The organism is Streptomyces shaanxiensis, from assembly GCF_039537145.1.
GTDB lineage: Bacteria > Actinomycetota > Actinomycetes > Streptomycetales > Streptomycetaceae > Streptomyces > Streptomyces shaanxiensis.
Genome location: NZ_BAAAZY010000010.1, coordinates 1,112,172 through 1,127,967, shown reverse-complemented (window position 1 = coordinate 1,127,967; position 15,796 = coordinate 1,112,172). Strand labels below are relative to the sequence as shown.

Below are 15,796 nucleotides of genomic sequence, written 5' to 3'. Positions count from 1 at the left end.
GTCTTGCCGGGAACGTCCTGGCGCTTCTGGGCACCGCGCTGACCTGCGCGGTAGCCCCGTCGCATGGGACCGCGTGCACATCAGAGATGGTTGGCCTGCCCGCCTGCGTGTTCGTGTCACCAGAGCGAGTGTCCGCAGACGGTCGTTCCGCGGTGGCCGTCCAGTCGCGGAGCCCCAAGACGCCGTACTGCCACCCATCGCTCGACGATCCCAAGGTCGAGCAGCTCTTGTCGCTGTGGCAGCAGCACATCGACCGCGAGCAAAGACGCATCCTCGACGGCGCCCGGCCCTACCTCACCCGCTCGGGAGCTACCGGCCACGAGCATTCCAGTGGACATCGAGCGGGTCCCGAGGCGACCTGTGCCCTCGTCGTTTCTGGTGTGGTGCTGGTGCAGGGGCTGTTTGACGTCAGTCGGCCTGGGGGCGTTGCCACGTCCTGGCGCCGTACTGGACGGCGAGGCGGAGCGCGAGGTGGATCTGCAGGAGCTGTTCGCCAAGGGGAGCGGGGGCCTACCTGGTCGAGGGCGGCCCTCGAGCGGAGTGCTAGCTGAAGGGAGCGGCGCGCGGCGTCGCCCCCCCTGGTCCTGTACCCAGATCAGCAGGGAAGGCGCCGTGCGTCGTCCAGCTCGGCGCCCTCCGCTGTCCTTCGTCGGTCTTTGCGCTATGACCAGGGCAGGACCAGGGCGCCCCAGGCGACGACGGGGCCGAGGGCGACGATTCCGCCGGTGTAGCCGATGACTTGGCGGTAGAAGCGGCGGGTGTCCACCCCACGGGCGTTGCTGAGGACGAGTGCTCCGTTGGTCGAGAAGGGGGAGGTGTCGACGATCGTCGTGGAGACGGCGAGCGCGGCGATCAGTCCGACGGCGCTGAGGTGGCTGGAGAGCAGCAGCGGTACGGCGATGGGGATGATCGCTGTGAGAATCGCGGTGGAGGAGGCGAAGGCGGAGGTGATGGCCACGGTGAAGCACAGCAGCAGGGCGACGACGACCGGGGCGCCCATGCCCGCCGCGTGTTCGGAGATCTCCTCGATGATGCCGGCCTTCTCCAGCATCGCGATGTACGTCATCATGCCCGCGACCAGAAGCAGGGTGGACCAGCTGACACCGTCCACGGCCTTCTCCTGCCGCTTCATGTCCACCAGGGCCAGCAGGGCGCCGGCAGCCAGCGCAAGGAAGCCGATCTCCAGGTGGAAGCCGAGCGCGCCGACGACGAGGGCCACCAGACAGGCGAGGGTGAGCCACTGCCGCCAATCGGGCCTGCCGGGGACGAGGTCTTCGTCGTCGGCTGCCTCCGCGGCGCCCTCGACCAGCGGAGCAGGACGCTTGGCGAGCAGGGCGTAGGTGAGGATCGAGAGCACCAGGTTGATCACGAAGCTGGCGCTGAACAGCGCCAAGGCGGAGACCTGCAGATCGGTCTTGTCGACGAGGCCGAGCACCAGCGCACCGGAGACGGCCAGCGGGGAGAACGCCCCCGCGTGCCCGCCGCTGATCACCATCATGCCGACGACCAGCGGGTTGAGCTTGTAACGGTAGGCGAAGTTCATGCCGATCGGCGCGAGGATCGCGACCGCGGCCGGGGTGAACGTACCGAACGCCGTCAGCAGGGCGGCCACCAGGAACAGCACCCAGGGGATGAGCTCGACCTTGCCGCGTACCAGCCTTACCCCGGCCGCGACGAGCCAGTCGATGGTGCCGTTGCGGCGGGCGACGGAGAACAGGTAGGTGACTCCGACGATGGTGACGAAGAGCTTCGCCGGGAACCCCTCGAAGATCTCGTCCTCGGTGAGGCCGAGCGAGGCGGTCCCGACGGCGAAGGTGGCGACGAAGGCGAGGATGCCCAGGTTGATCGGCAGCACGGTGCCGACCACGAACATCACCAACAGGGCGCCTATGGAGATCACTTCAGCAGACATCTTTGTCCTTGGTGCGGTGGGGACGGGGTGGCGCGCCCCGAGGGCGCGAGGGTATCCCGGTGTGGACGGCTGGGCGCCGGCCTGACCGAGGTGATGTTCGTCGCGGCTCAGGCGGCTTGCGGGCTGCCTGCTTCCGGTACGTAGATTCGGGCGTCGGCGAGGAGACGGGCCGCGCGCTGCACGGTGACCCGGTGCGGCAGGCCGTCCCTCACATCGGTGCAGCGGACCGCGACGACGCCGGCAGGCGTGCCGAGGCGCAACCACTCGTCGGTCGGGCCGCTTGTGGTCCGGGAGACCACGGACCCCTGCAGCAGCCCGGCCGCCGCGACGGCGACGGCAGAGGTCAGGCCGATCGCGGGGTGCGGGGCGTTCATGCTGAGCATGCGCACCGACACGTCGTAGTCCTCGGCAGCGACCGGTTCACCGAGGGTGGTGGTGTACGGCACCGGCGGGCCGACCAGGCCCACCTTGGGCACCGCGTCGCCCGGTTCCTCGCCCGGCCGGAGCAGCCCCATCAGGGGTGCGGCGGTATGACGGACGGTGCGCAGCCAGGGAACGTCCGCGGTCATCCGCTCCAGCGACTCGGCACCGGTACGCCCGGCGCTGGCGGCATCGACAAGGACGACCGGCGCTCCCGCGGTCACCATGCTCACGCGTACCGGCTCGGCGTCGCCGACCCGCAGGTCCTGGGCGGCCTGGCCGGTGGGGAGCAGTAAGGCAGTGGTACCGGCGGGGTCGCGGAAGGTGAGGCCGACCGCGACCCCGCCGGCACGGGTGCCGGGTACCGTCTGGCGGCCGAAGTGCTGCACCACGCCTCCGTGGGTGTCGACGATCCCTTCGAGGACCGCGCCGGTATTGGTGTTGCGCATCACCACGCGCGTCCGGTCGCCGGTGACCGGAACCATTCCTTTGGTCACCGCGTACAGGGCGACGCCGGTGGCGCAGTTGCCGCAGTTGCTCGTCCACTCCACCGAGCCCGTCCCGATGCCGACTTGGGCGAACAGGTAGTCGACGTCGACGCCGGGCTCGGGTGAGGCGCTGACCACGGCCGCTTTCGAGGTGGTGGGGGTCGCCCCGCCCACACCGTCCAGCTCCACGGGATCGGTGGCGCCGTACGCGGCGACCAGCAGCCTTTCGAGGTCGCCACGGTCGGTCGGGACTTCGACCTGGTTGAACAGCCAGCACTTGCTTGTGCCGCCACGCACCAGGGTCGCGGGAATGTGCACGTCTGAGGCTCTTCCTGGGTCAACGGAGGTAGGGAAAAGGGCCGAGGCAGCGGTTACGGGCGCATTGCGGGCCGGTGAACCGCTCGGCGATTGCGGAGACCTTCGCAGAGGCATGACTTCGGAACAATCGCAGTTCGCTTCACCTGGGTTTAGCTCAGCTAAAGTCGATGGCATGCTCAACGTGCGTCGCCTGCTGCTGCTCACCGAGGCCACCGAACGCGGATCACTCACTGCCGCGGCGGCAGCCCTCGGCATGACCACCTCCGCCGCCTCCCAGCAGATGTCCCTGCTGGAGCAGGAGGCAGGGCAGCCCCTCATCGAGCGGCTGCCGCGTGGTATCCGCCCCACCCCGGCGGGTGCCGCGCTGGCGGAACGCGGTCAGGCCATCCGCCGGGAGCTCCGTGCAGCCCAGGCCGACCTGGACTCCTTCACCGCCCTCGACCAGGGCACCTTGCGGCTCGGTTCCTTCCCCACGGCGAGCGCATCCCTGCTGCCGCTCGCGCTCACCCGCTTCCGACGCCGCCACGCAGGCATCCGCATCGAGGTACGCGCCGGAGTCCTCGCGGAGCTCAGGGAGATGCTGCACACCGGCGAGGTGGAGCAGGGGCTGCTCTGGGACTACGAATGGAACCGCCTCGACGATCCGGCGCTCTCCCTCACCCACCTGCTGGACGACCCCACGGTGCTGGTCGTCCCCGCCGACTCGCCCCTGCGCACACATCCCTCCGTGCGCCTCGGCGACCTCGCCGACCAGGAGTGGATCATCCGCGCCGACAACCACCCCGTCGCCGACGTCCTGCGCCGAAGCTGTCGCCAGGCGGGATTCGAGCCGCGCATCGCCTACTCATCGCACGACTACCAAGAGGCGCAGGCCATGGTCGCCGCCGGTCTCGGCATCGCGCTCGCACCCCGCCTGGCCCTCACCAGCCGACGCAGCGACGTACGCCTCCTGCCGTTCGCCTCCGACGTCCCGGCCCCCACCCGCCGCATCCTCCTCGCACGCGCCGCGGCACGCCCCGCCACCCCACCCGCCCAGGCGATGGCCCGCGTCCTGCGCACGGTGGCGCAGCGATTCACCACCCCAGACCTGCACCGGGCCCAACTCGGGGCGGTCCGGCGGAACTGACGGCGCGGCCACAGCGGGTCCAGCCGGTACTCGGCGCACAGATGGCGAAGGACAAGGTGGAGCCGCAGACCACTGTTGTCGTCGACGGCGGCAAAGGGCAGGTCCTCGGGACGGCTTCGTGGGATGCAAGGCGCAGAGAGCGACAGCAACGCTCGGGGTATCGGGGTCAGCATCAACAGGTAACCGGTGTGGACCTGCTGGTGTGGGCGCCCGCACCATCGACCAGACCCGCGGCGGGCGAGACTCGGCCCGATGAGATGTCCAGGTCTGGCCGACCACGGCCAAACGGAGGCCGGTCACTGACGGGACCTCGGAGAATGACGGACACCTCCATGACCGATCTCATCTCCCTCGTCCTGACCCGCCGAACCATCCGGTCCTGACCCAACTCACCTTCAGCATCAGCTTCTACGCCGTCCTGCCGTTACTGGCCGAGCACCTCGGCACAGCGTTCGGCATGGCGGGGTGGATGGTCGGCTTCGTCCCGGGCCTGCGGACCTTCAGCCAGCAGGGCCTCTTCGTGGTCGGCGGAACACTCAGTAGTTCCCGTTTCCGGTACGCCGGGTCGGTGAAGCTCCTCGGCACCACCGCCGGCACCTACATCGACCTCCCTGCACCGGCCCAGAGCTCCTCCGGCCTCACGGTCTCCCCGCCGTCCTCGGCGCCCTACAGTGCGAACGCATACGTCCTCAAGCTCACCTTCTCCGGCACGATCCCGGCGCTGCGGCCGCTCGGCGGATCCGTCGCCTTCACGAACGTCAACTACACCGGCAACTCGGCGGTGCTCCCCCTCGGTGACCCCACCACGGCCGACCTCACCGCGGCCGGGCTGGGCGCGGGCAGCATCTCCTCCCTCCGGCCGACCCCCGGCTACCAGGTGATCGGCTACTCCGGGGACAACTTCTGCGGCACCTCCTGGACCTTCACCGCCGACAACCCCGACCTGCGGGTCACCGGCAACAACGACCAGATCGCCTCACTGCGGGTCCAGTTCAACCCGGCGACGTACTTCCGGATCACCAACGCCACCAACGGACTCGCCCTGGACAGCGGCGGCAACGTGGACTCCGGGGCCAGCCTCAAGCAGTGGACCTGGAACGGCAGCGCCAACCTGCAGTGGCAGGCGGAGGCGGTCGGAGGCGACTACTACCGGCTGGTCAACCGGACCAACGGCATGGTCGCGGACGGCTGGGGCGCCGCTACCAACGGCTCTCCGGCCCGCCAGGCCCCCTGGAGCGGCAGCAGCAACCAGCAGTGGAAGATCGTCCACCGCGGCGGCAACCGCTACTCGATCGCCAACCGCACCACCGGCCTGGTCCTCGACGGCGGCGGCAACGTCGCATCGGGCTCCGTCACCAAGCAGTGGATGTACGGCAACAGCAGCAACCTGCTGTGGAGCTTCACGGCTGTCTGATCCTCGGAACATGCGAGCGGCTGCGCCGGCGTACTACTCCTATCGCCAACCGGCTGAGAAATCGACGGCAACCTTTTCGTCTCGTGCGGTCACTGAGCAGTGCACCATCGGCTCGATCTTCCGAACGGACGGGAAATGACGACAGCGAGGCAGGCCGCGCGGCAGCGCAGACGCAGACGCAGGCTCATGCTGGCCAGTACGGTGGCGGTGACCGCCGCGGGCGTTCTCGCCTACCTGGTCATGGGCTTGCTCCCCGACCGGAGGGAAGAGGCAGGGCCCACCGCCGCATCGACGGTCGCCACCACCCAGGTAAGGGCCACAACCCCGTCCGACACGAGGACCCCAACCGCATCGGAGACGCCGACCGCGAGCAGCAGTTCGAGTCCGACGGCCACCGCGAGCACCCAGTCGCCACGACCGTCGGCCACGAGCACCCCGCAGTCCCCGCGAACCGCGTCCCCCACGGTGTCCTCGGCGGGGCGGATCCGGCCCGGCAGCACCTACACCGGCGTCGCCACTGCCTACGAGGCCGAGGACGGAGACGGCGCCTGCCTGTTCGGCCCAAGTCCCGACCTCATGATCGCGGCCATGAACACCACTGACTACGAGACGTCCAGGGCATGCGGCGCGTACGTGCTCGTCCGCGCGGCCAACGGCAAGTCGATCACCGTACGGATCACCAACGAATGCCCCCTGCCCTGCGCACCCGGGCAACTCGACCTCAGCCAACAGGCCTTCGCCAAGCTCGCCGACCTCAAGGTCGGCCGGATCCCGATCACCTGGCAGCTGGTGAGCCCCAACACCTCCGAGACCATGTCCATCAGGTACAAGACCGGGTCCAACCCCTATTGGTGCGGCATCCAGTCGATCGGCCACCGGAATCCGGTCGCGCGTCTGGAGGTCAAGACCGACGGTGGCTGGCGGCAGTTGCCGCGCACCGAATACAACTACTTCATTTCCGCCGACGGCAGCGGGTGCGGCAAGGCGATCAGGATCACGGACATCTATGGAGAACGACTGACCATCACCGGGATCGCGCTGCGGCCGAACGTGGTGCAACCGACCGGGGTTCAGTTCGCCCGGCACTGACCCCGCCCTCCGCCCGCGCACCTCTCCCGCGGGACCGACGGGACGTCCGGACGGACGCCGAGCTGCCCACAGCCACGGCGTCCGTGCCGGATACGGCGAGAACGGAGAGCAGGACGAGTGCGCACGCCGGGCCGAGTACGGTCCAGGGCGCCAGTTCTACGTACGGCTGGTTCTCGGACAGCAGGCGGCCCCACTCCGCGGTGGGCGGCTGCTCGCCCAGACCGAGAAATCCGAGGGAGGCCCGTACGAGGGCCGTGGTGGGCAGGCGCAGCAGGGCGTTGCGCAGGACACCCGGCAGGTACGGCGGGCAGCAGGTGGTAGCGGAGCAGGTATCCGGGGCCGGCGCCGAAGGAGATGGAGGCGAGCATGTGGCCGCTCGCTCGCTCCTGTTCGAGCAGGGCGGCGGCCTGGGCGGCGTAAGGGGTCCAGCCGACCAGGCAGACCGCGAGGGCGGCACCCGAGGCGGACGGGCCGGTCACCGCGGTGGTCAGCAGTCCGGCGAGGACCGCCGGCATCGTCGACACCACTTCCGTGAGCCCCGCGCCGACCTGTGCCGCCATGCCGAGCACCAGCCCGGTGAGCGTGCACACCGCAGTCACCACGAGAGCCACGCCCACCGTGCGCAGCGCCCCATGGCCCAGCCGGGCCAGCAGATCCCGGCCGAGCGCCGGGCGCTTGCGTGCCGCCCGGCGCCATGACAGCCGTCCGCGGCGACGGCCCTCGCCGCGGACGGCACCAAGAAGACAGTCACTTCGGTGCACTCCCTGTGACAGCGCAGGCAGTGCCGTTGAGGGTGTAGGAGGTCGGCGGGGCGGTGTTGCCGGTGTGGGCTGCCTGGAAGCCGAGGTCGGCCGAAGCGCCTGGAGCGAGGGCGGCGTTGTGGGAGGCGTTCCTGACCGTGCCGGTGATCCGGCAGGACGCCGTCCCCGGCGCCGGGTTGGAGGTGTGGAACTGCGTGAAGAACTTCCAGACCTCCTGCGGCAGCCAGGTCCTGGAGCCGCTGTCACCGGCGGCCCCGTCCTGCGGAGCGGCGATGTGACCTTCGTCGAACGCGGCCCAGGCGACCGGATGCCCTGCGGAGCACCCCGCGTAGGTGGTGACCCGGTGCGTCAGGCTGCCCTGCGCCGGCTCCGGCGGGTTCTGGGGGGTGCAGCCGTTGTTCCTGACGAACCTGTCCCTCAGTGCCCGTCCGCCGGAGATGCCTAGAACGCTGTCCCTGAGGCCGTGCACTCCGAGGTAGGCGATCGGCTGGGTGCCGCCGCTGCATCCACTGAGCTGCCCGCCGCTCTGGACCGCGACCGCGCGGAAGACCGTCGCGCGGGAGCACGCGAGGGCGTACGACATGGCGCCGCCATAGCTGAATCCCAGGGCGAAGCGCTGTGTCGTGTCGACGCACAGGGCCGCCTCGATCCGCCTGATCATGTCGTCGACGAGGGTGACGTCCTCGCCGCCGGCGTTGGCCCAGCCGTTGTTGAGGCCCTGGGGTGCGACGAAGATGGCGCTGTTGTTCGCCAGTCGCTGGAGTCCGTAGTAGGCCCAGGTGCCCGTTTCCACGGTGCGACCGGTGGCGACGTCGGTGGAGGTGCCGCCCAGCCAGTGGAACCCGAAGACCAGCCGGTAGGGGCGGTTGCGGTCGTAGCCGTCGGGGATGCGCAGGATGAAGTTCCGGTTCTTGCCGCCGCTCTGGATCGTGTGCGTACCGCTCGTCAGGGTGGGGGCCTTGCCGCAACCCGGGGTCGCGGCTGCGGTGCCGACGGTTGCTGCGGCCGTGCCCGAGGCCGTGATCGGAGTGATCTCGCCCTGCCCGCGGCCCAGTGCCGTGCCGCCCATGGTCAGGACGACCAGCACCGCGACCACGGCGGTCCATAAGAGGGATCTTGTCCTCGTCATCGTGCAACTCTCCTTCTGTTGGAACATCGCCATGTGCCGGCAGGACTCCCTCACACGCGGGTCCATTTCTGGTTGTTCTGGCCGTTGCAGGTCCTCAGGACCAGCGGGGTCCCGTTGGCGGTTCCTGCCTGTTCGGCGTCGAGGCACAGTCCGGCGTGGACGTTGCGGATCGACCCGTCGGAGTTCACGGTCCACTTCTGGTTGTTCTGGCCGTTGCAGGGCCAGATGATGACCCGGGTGCCGTTGGTGGTGCCCTGGTTGTAGGCGTCCAGGCATTTGTCGCCGTAGACGCGGATCTCGCCGCCGGCCCAGGTGGTCCACAGCTGGTTGGCGGCGGTGTGGCAGTCCCAGATCAGTACCGTGGTCCCGGCCGCGGTGGAGGCACGGTCGACGTCCAGGCAGCGTCCGGATCCGTTGCCGCGCAGGCGTGCGGTGGTGGAGGCCAGTGGGCTGCCGCCAGTCATCTTGAACACGGCGACACCGTGTGCGGGGACGCTCGCGGAGATCTGGCCGGAGGTGCTGGATGTGCCGCCGGTCCACAGGTCGGTGAGGGTGAACGGCCCTCCGGTGAGGCCGACCTGGGCGGCCGTGGTGGTGACCGTGGCGGTGTTGCCGCCCCGGTTGAACAGGCCCACGGCGACCGAGCCGTCGGACAGGGGCCTGGCGAACACCTCGGTGTCGCCGTCGTCGCGCACGCGGCGTCCGCCCGCGCCCAGCGAGTCCTGGTTCACCGCCAGCAGGCGGGGGTTGCGCAGGATCGCGCTCACGTCGGCGGACATGGTGCGAATGTCGTTGCCTGCCATGAGTGGGGCACTCATCAGCGCCCACAGGGCGAAGTGGGAGCGGGACTCGGTCAGTGACAGGCCGGGACGGCCCACGACGAGCATGTCGGGGTCGTTCCAGTGTCCCGGACCCGACTGGGCGGCCAGGGGCGCGGTGATGTCCAGGACGTTGCCGACGCCCATCGGGTAGCTGTTGGTGTTGTTGTTCTGCCAGATGTCGAGCAGGTCCTCGGTGGTGCGCCACAGGTCGGCGACCTCGCCCCAGTTGTAGGTGTCGCCGGTGGGGGCGTGGAAGCTGTTGGGGTTGATGCTGTAGACGATCGGCCGGCCGGTGGCGCGCAGGGCGTCGCGCATGAGGGTGAACTGTGCGATCTGCTCGGTGAGGGTGCCGTTGCCGGAGCACCAGTCGTACTTGAGGTAGTCCACGCCCCATGAGGCGAACGAGGCGGCGTCCTGGGCCTCGTGGCCCTTGCTGCCCGTGGAGCCGGGGTAGGTGCCCACGCCCTGCGCGCAGGTTTTCTCGTTGGGTGCCTGGTAGATGCCGAACTTCAGGCCCTTGCCGTGGATGTAGTCCCCGAGCGCCTTCATCCCGCTGGGAAACTTGGTCGGGTTGGCCCGGAGGTTGCCCGCCGCGTCGCGCTGCGGGTCGAACCAGCAGTCGTCGACGACGACGTACCGGTAGCCGGCGTCGCGCATGCCCGAGGACACCATCGCGTCGGCAGCTTCGCGGACCTGCGCCTCGGTGATCCCGCACCCGAAACTGTTCCAGCTGTTCCAGCCCAGCGGAGGGGTGAGCGCCGGGCTGCCCGGCGCAGCCTCGGCGGTCGTGCCGGCGGAGGCCGTCAGGGACGCGGTGAGCGTCAGCACGGTGGTCGCGAGGAGGCGGAGCAGCCGTCCGCCTGATCGTCTGGGCACCAAGGGGCTCCTTAGAGGGAAGGGCGCCATGGACGGGTACCGAGAAGACAAATGTCACGTCCATGACATGACTGGAGGGGGCAAGTGCGGTTCGAAGTTTCGTGGCTCATTCGGAAACTCAAGGCTCCACGGATATTAGAGAGGCCATCGAGCAAGTCAACACCTGCCACCGAACAGCCCTTCACGATGCAGCAGTGAAGACCTGTGAAAGGCGACATACATGCACCTTCCCGGTAATCAACCTGCACCAACATGGGATCACCGGCTTCGAATGTTTCGAAGCATACGACGATTCGTGCGAGAGGTATTGACGGGGTTCACCGGCCTCCTATCATCCAGGGTGCTCGACAAGTCGATCCACGTTCGACATCGCGTATACACAGAGCCGCTCCGCACGAGCCGAGCAAGGCACTCCGGGCAACTCCAACCAACACGGCTGGGCCACAGAAGGAGACGCCGCACGTGCAAATGTCATGGACTCATCAGACCCTGTCTCGCCGCCGCGCGGTGACGGCCGCCGCCGGTCTGGCCGCCGGTGCCCTGCTTCCTCCGGCCGCGGCCCCCGGCACCGTTTCCGCCGCTGCCCAGGGCCCGGACCTCGCGACCGCGGCGGCCTACACGAACCCGGTGATCTGGCAGGACTTCGCGGACATCGACGTCATCCGCGTCGGTGACGCCTTCTACGCCTCGGCCTCGACGATGCACTACTCGCCGGGCGCGCCCGTCCTGCGGTCGTACGACCTGGTGAACTGGGAGATCGCCGGCCACTCGGTGCCCGTGCTCGACTTCGGCGCCAAGTACGACCTGCACGGTGCCCGCGGCTACGTCAGAGGGATCTGGGCGTCGTCACTGGCCTACCGGCCGAGCAACAGGACCTTCTACTGGCTCGGCCAGATCGACTTCGCCCGGACGTACGTCTACACCGCCACCGCCGCCGAGGGGCCATGGAACAGGCTGACGACGATCAGCACCCCCTACTACGACGCGGGGCTGCTCGTCGACGGTGACGACACCCTCTACGTGGCGTACGGCAACACCACCATCAGCGTGGCCCAGCTCTCGCCCGACGGCCGCACCCAGGTCCGCACCCAGCAGGTGTTCACGACACCGTCGAGCGTCGGCACCCTTGAGGGCTCCCGCTTCTACAAGATCAACGGGCAGTACTACATCTTCCTGACCCGCCCCGCGAACGGCCAGTACATCCTCAAGTCGTCGAGCGGCCCCTTCGGTCCGTACACGATGCGGCAGGTCTTCCTCGACCTGCGCGGACCGATCCCCGGCGGTGGCGTCCCGCACCAGGGCGGGCTGGTACAGACGCAGAGCGGCGCCTGGTACTACATGGCCTTCGTCGACGCCTATCCCGGTGGCCGGATGCCCGCTCTGGCACCCGTCACCTGGACCTCGGACGGCTGGCCGGTCGTGCAGCTCGTCGACGGCGCATGGGGCACCTCGTATCCTCGCCCGGCCGTGCCCCCTCCGCCTCGCCCGGTGGCCCCGATGACCGGCGTCGACACCTTCGACGGGCCGGTCCTGAAGCCGCGATGGGAGTGGAACCACAACCCGGACAACACCAAGTGGTCGGCCGGCAACGGGCTGACCCTGCGGACCGCGACCGTCACCAACGACCTCTACTGGGCCCGCAACACCCTGACGCACCGCATCCAGGGCCCCACCTCCACCGCCACGGTCCAGCTCGACCACTCCGCGATGCGGGACGGCGACCGGGCCGGACTGGCACTGCTGCGCGACTCCTCCGCCTGGATCGGCGTTCGGCGTGACGGCGGCGTCCCACGGCTGGTGATGGTCAACGGGCTGACCATGGACGGCAACTGGAACACCACCAACACCGGCGGTGAGGTCGCGAGCGCGGCCGTCTCGGGCAGCCGCGTCTGGTTGCGCGCGACCGCGGACATCCGCCCCGGCACCGGACGCCTCGGCACCTTCTCCTACAGCACCGACGGCACCACTTTCACCCGCCTCGGGCCGGCCTTCTCCCTGGGCAACGACTGGCGGTTCTTCATGGGCTACCGATTCGCCCTCTTCAACCACGCCACGCAGGGCCTCGGCGGCGCGGTCCGCGTCACGCGGTTCGACCTGTCCACGCCCTGAAGCGGCCCACCGATCACCCCCCCCCACCCCGAGGAGGTCCACCGACCGCACCACGCAACCCCCCACACCCCCCACGAGGAGAACCATGAACCCGCTGAAACGGCTCGGCTGTCGCCGAGCCTCGATCCTCGGCCTGCTGGCCGCGACCGTCCTGGTGACACCCGGGACCGCGACCGGCGCGGCCGACGCCGTCAAGGCCTCCACTCTGGGCGCCCAAGCGGCCCAGTCCGGACGGTACTTCGGAACCGCCGTGGCCGCGGGCCGGCTCGGCGACGGCACTTACACCGGCATCCTGGACCGTGAGTTCAACTCGGTCACGCCCGAGAACGAGATGAAGTGGGACGCGACCGAGCCGTCCCGCGGCTCGTTCAACTTCGGCCCCGCCGACCAGATCGCCAATCGCGCACAGGCCGGCGGTAAGCGCCTGCGCGGCCACACCCTGGTCTGGCACTCCCAACTGCCCGGCTGGGTCAGCTCCATCAGGGACGCGAACACACTGCGCGGCGTGATGAACAACCACATCACCACCGTGATGAACCGCTACAAGGGCCGGATCCACTCCTGGGACGTGGTGAACGAGGCCTTCGCCGACGGCCCCAGCGGTCAGCTCCGCAGCTCGGTCTTCCGGGACGTGCTGGGCAACGGCTTCATCGAGCAGGCCTTCCGCACCGCGCGCTCCGCCGACCCGGCGGCCAAGCTCTGCTACAACGACTACAACATCGAGAACTGGAGCGACGCCAAGACCCAGGGTGTCTACCGCATGGTCCGCGACTTCAAGGCGCGCGGCGTGCCCATCGACTGCGTCGGCCTCCAGGCCCACTTCGGCACCGGCGGCCCGCCCGCCAGTTTCCAGAGCACGCTGTCGAACTTCGCCGCCCTCGGCGTGGACGTCCAGATCACCGAACTGGACATCGCGCAGGCGTCGCCGACCGCGTACGCCAACACGGTCAGGGCCTGCATGAACGTCGCACGCTGCACCGGCATCACGGTCTGGGGCATCCGCGACAGCGACTCCTGGCGTGCCTCGGAGAACCCGCTGCTGTTCGACCGGGGCGGCAACAAGAAGCCTGCGTACAACGCAGCGCTGACGACGCTGGGCGGCACACCCACCGCCACCCACTCCACGCCCGCCGCCACCACGCCCGTCACCACCAGCGGCAAGCCCGCCGCCCCGCGCAGCGCCACCAACGCCGCTGCTCTGCCCAGCCGTTACTCGTGGAGCTCCAGCGGCCCGCTGATCGCGCCGAAGCCGGACTCGACCCACAACATCGCCGGGATCAAGGACCCGACGGTCGTCCAGTACAACGGCAAGTACCACGTGTTCGCGAGCGTCGCCAGCTCCTCCGGCTACAACCTGGTCTACCTGAACTTCAGCGACTGGTCCCAGGCCGGCTCGGCCACGCACCACTACCTGGACCGCACCGCCATCGGGTCCGGTTACCGGGCCGCACCGCAGGTCTTCTACTACGCGCCGCAACGCCTGTGGTACCTCGTCTACCAGACCGGCAACGCCTCGTACTCCACCAACCCCGACATCAGTAACCCGAACGGGTGGAGCGCGCCGCGCCACTTCTACTCGTCGATGCCCGACATCATCAAGCAGAACATCGGCAACGGCCACTGGGTCGACATGTGGGTGATCTGCGACAGCGCCAACTGCTACCTGTTCTCCTCCGACGACAACGGACACCTGTACCGCTCGCAGACGACCGTCGGCCAGTTCCCGAACGGCTTCACCAACACCGTCATCGCGGCCCAGGACTCCAAGTACGCCCTGTTCGAAGCGAGCAACGTGTACAAGGTGCAGGGCAGTAACCAGTACCTGCTGCTCGTCGAGGCCATCGGATCGGACGGCCGACGCTACTTCCGCTCCTGGACCACGAGCAGCCTCGCCGGCTCCTGGACACCCCTGGCCGCGTCCGAGAGCAACCCGTTCGCACGGGCGAGCAACGTCTCCTTCCCCTCGGGCGCCTGGACCCGGGACATCAGCCACGGCGAGATGATCCGTGCCGGCTACGACCAGACACTGACCATTCCCGCATGCCGGCTCCAGTACGTCTACCAGGGCATGAACCCCAACGCGGGCGGCGACTACAACCTCCTCCCGTGGCGGCTCGGCCTCCTGACCCAGACCAACTCGACCTGCTGACCGACCATGCCGTGGGGAGCGCTTCCCGTGGGAGCGCTCCCCCTCCATACTCGCCGCCGACCTTCGGACGCACGCACCCCCTGCCAGATGTCAGAAAGCCGAGGTAACCGTCATGCGCCGCAGACTCCTCGCCCTGGTGGCAGCACTCTCCTCACTGCCGCTGGCGCTCGCCGCCGCCCCGCCCGCCCACGCGGCCGACCCGACGACCATGACCAACGGGTTCTACGCGGATCCCGACTCCAGCGCGAAGCGATGGGTCGCCACCAACCCCGGTGACGGCCGCACACCCGCGATCAACGCCTCGATCGCCAACACACCGACGGCCCGCTGGTTCGGCTCCTGGAGCGGCACCATCGGCACCGCCGCCGGCGCGTACGTGGGCGCCGCGGACGCCCGGGACAAGCTGCCCGTCCTGGTCGCCTACAACATCTACAACCGCGATTACTGCGGCGGGCACTCTGCGGGCGGAGCCTCCTCGCCTGCCGCCTACGCGAACTGGATCGCCCAGTTCGCGGGCGGAATCGCCGCCCGCCCTGCCGTCGTCGTCCTCGAACCCGACTCCCTCGGGGACTACGGCTGCATGACCCAGGCGCAGATCGACGAACGCGAGAGCATGCTGACCGGAGCGCTCACCGAGTTCAACCGTCAGGCCCCCAACACCTGGGTCTACCTGGACGCCGGCAACCCGGCCTGGGCGAGCGCGGCGACCATGGCCGGGCGCCTCCACGAAGCGGGCCTGCGGCAGGCCCACGGCTTCTCACTCAACGTCTCCAACTACCTGACCACGGCCGAGAACACCGCCTACGGCAACGCCGTCAACAGGGAACTCAGTGCCCGGTACGGCTACACCAAGCCGTTCGTGGTGGACACCAGCCGCAACGGCAACGGCTCCAACGGCCAGTGGTGCAACCCTTCGGGCCGCCGCATCGGCACCCCCTCCCAGCTGGGCGGAGGCGCCGAAATGCTCTTGTGGATCAAGGTTCCGGGCGAGTCCGACGGCAACTGCGGCGTGGGAACCGGCTCCTCGGCCGGGCAGTTCCTCCCGGAGGTCGCCTACAAGATGGTCTACGGCTACTGATCCGGGTCCGCTCGGGCGCGGGTCCCGCGGCAGGTCAGGGCGAGAGCGTTCCTCCGGCTGCTCGAAGAGGAACTCGCGCTGAGGAGGGAGACGACGTACTCGTGGC

10 protein-coding genes and 2 pseudogenes are annotated in these 15,796 nt (G+C 69.2%); 8 read left to right on the top strand and 4 right to left on the bottom strand.

All coding sequences use genetic code 11. The features are described from left to right. Positions 1 to 661: 661 nt before the first annotated feature. Positions 662 to 1,900, bottom strand: a complete 1,239-nt coding sequence (locus tag ABD932_RS18465) for an SLC13 family permease (protein ID WP_425587488.1) — start codon at positions 1,898 to 1,900, stop codon at positions 662 to 664. Positions 1,901 to 2,019: 119 nt separating this feature from the next. Then, the gene (locus ABD932_RS18460) at positions 2,020 to 3,138 is read right to left on the bottom strand and encodes a PrpF domain-containing protein (RefSeq protein ID WP_345013994.1); all 1,119 of its coding nucleotides are present in this window, start codon (positions 3,136 to 3,138) and stop codon (positions 2,020 to 2,022) included. A gap of 172 nt (positions 3,139 to 3,310) precedes the next feature. Between ABD932_RS18460 and ABD932_RS18455 the strand changes: the two genes are divergently transcribed. From ABD932_RS18455 to ABD932_RS44005, 5 genes and pseudogenes are all read left to right on the top strand, one after another. Continuing rightward, the gene (locus ABD932_RS18455; protein WP_345013992.1) at positions 3,311 to 4,264 is read left to right on the top strand and encodes a LysR family transcriptional regulator; all 954 of its coding nucleotides are present in this window, start codon (positions 3,311 to 3,313) and stop codon (positions 4,262 to 4,264) included. Between the two features lie 376 nt (positions 4,265 to 4,640). Then, positions 4,641 to 4,805 (top strand): annotated as a pseudogene (locus ABD932_RS18450) (MFS transporter); the annotation flags it as partial. Next, positions 4,797 to 5,678: pseudogene (locus ABD932_RS18445) on the top strand (RICIN domain-containing protein); the annotation flags it as partial. The pseudogenes ABD932_RS18450 and ABD932_RS18445, both read left to right, overlap by 9 nt. Positions 5,679 to 5,813: 135 nt before the next feature. Beyond that, the gene (locus ABD932_RS18440) at positions 5,814 to 6,767 is read left to right on the top strand and encodes an expansin EXLX1 family cellulose-binding protein (RefSeq protein WP_345013989.1); all 954 of its coding nucleotides are present in this window, start codon (positions 5,814 to 5,816) and stop codon (positions 6,765 to 6,767) included. Positions 6,768 to 7,135: 368 nt separating this feature from the next. Beyond that, positions 7,136 to 7,465: a hypothetical protein gene (locus ABD932_RS44005; protein ID WP_425587474.1), complete on the top strand. Its 330-nt coding sequence runs from the start codon at positions 7,136 to 7,138 to the stop codon at positions 7,463 to 7,465. A 49-nt stretch (positions 7,466 to 7,514) separates the two neighbouring features. Here the strand turns inward: ABD932_RS44005 and ABD932_RS18430 are convergent, their stop codons facing one another. Then, positions 7,515 to 8,657 carry a CE1 family esterase gene (locus ABD932_RS18430; protein WP_345013987.1) on the bottom strand — a complete coding sequence of 381 codons (1,143 nt, stop codon included), beginning with the start codon at positions 8,655 to 8,657 and terminating at the stop codon, positions 7,515 to 7,517. Between the two features lie 50 nt (positions 8,658 to 8,707). Further along, positions 8,708 to 10,354, bottom strand: coding sequence for a glycoside hydrolase family 27 protein (locus ABD932_RS18425; RefSeq protein WP_345013985.1), 1,647 nt, complete (start codon positions 10,352 to 10,354; stop codon positions 8,708 to 8,710). A gap of 468 nt (positions 10,355 to 10,822) precedes the next feature. Between ABD932_RS18425 and ABD932_RS18420 the strand changes: the two genes are divergently transcribed. The 3 genes from ABD932_RS18420 (at position 10,823) to ABD932_RS18410 (ending at position 15,690) form a co-directional block, all read left to right on the top strand. Then, on the top strand, positions 10,823 to 12,463 hold the full coding sequence (locus ABD932_RS18420) for a glycoside hydrolase family 43 protein (RefSeq protein WP_345014469.1): 1,641 nt from the start codon (positions 10,823 to 10,825) through the stop codon (positions 12,461 to 12,463). Positions 12,464 to 12,548: 85 nt separating this feature from the next. Continuing rightward, positions 12,549 to 14,612: a glycoside hydrolase gene (locus ABD932_RS18415; protein ID WP_345013983.1), complete on the top strand. Its 2,064-nt coding sequence runs from the start codon at positions 12,549 to 12,551 to the stop codon at positions 14,610 to 14,612. A gap of 112 nt (positions 14,613 to 14,724) precedes the next feature. Next, the gene (locus tag ABD932_RS18410) at positions 14,725 to 15,690 is read left to right on the top strand and encodes a glycoside hydrolase family 6 protein (RefSeq protein WP_345013981.1); all 966 of its coding nucleotides are present in this window, start codon (positions 14,725 to 14,727) and stop codon (positions 15,688 to 15,690) included. Positions 15,691 to 15,796 lie beyond the last annotated feature (106 nt).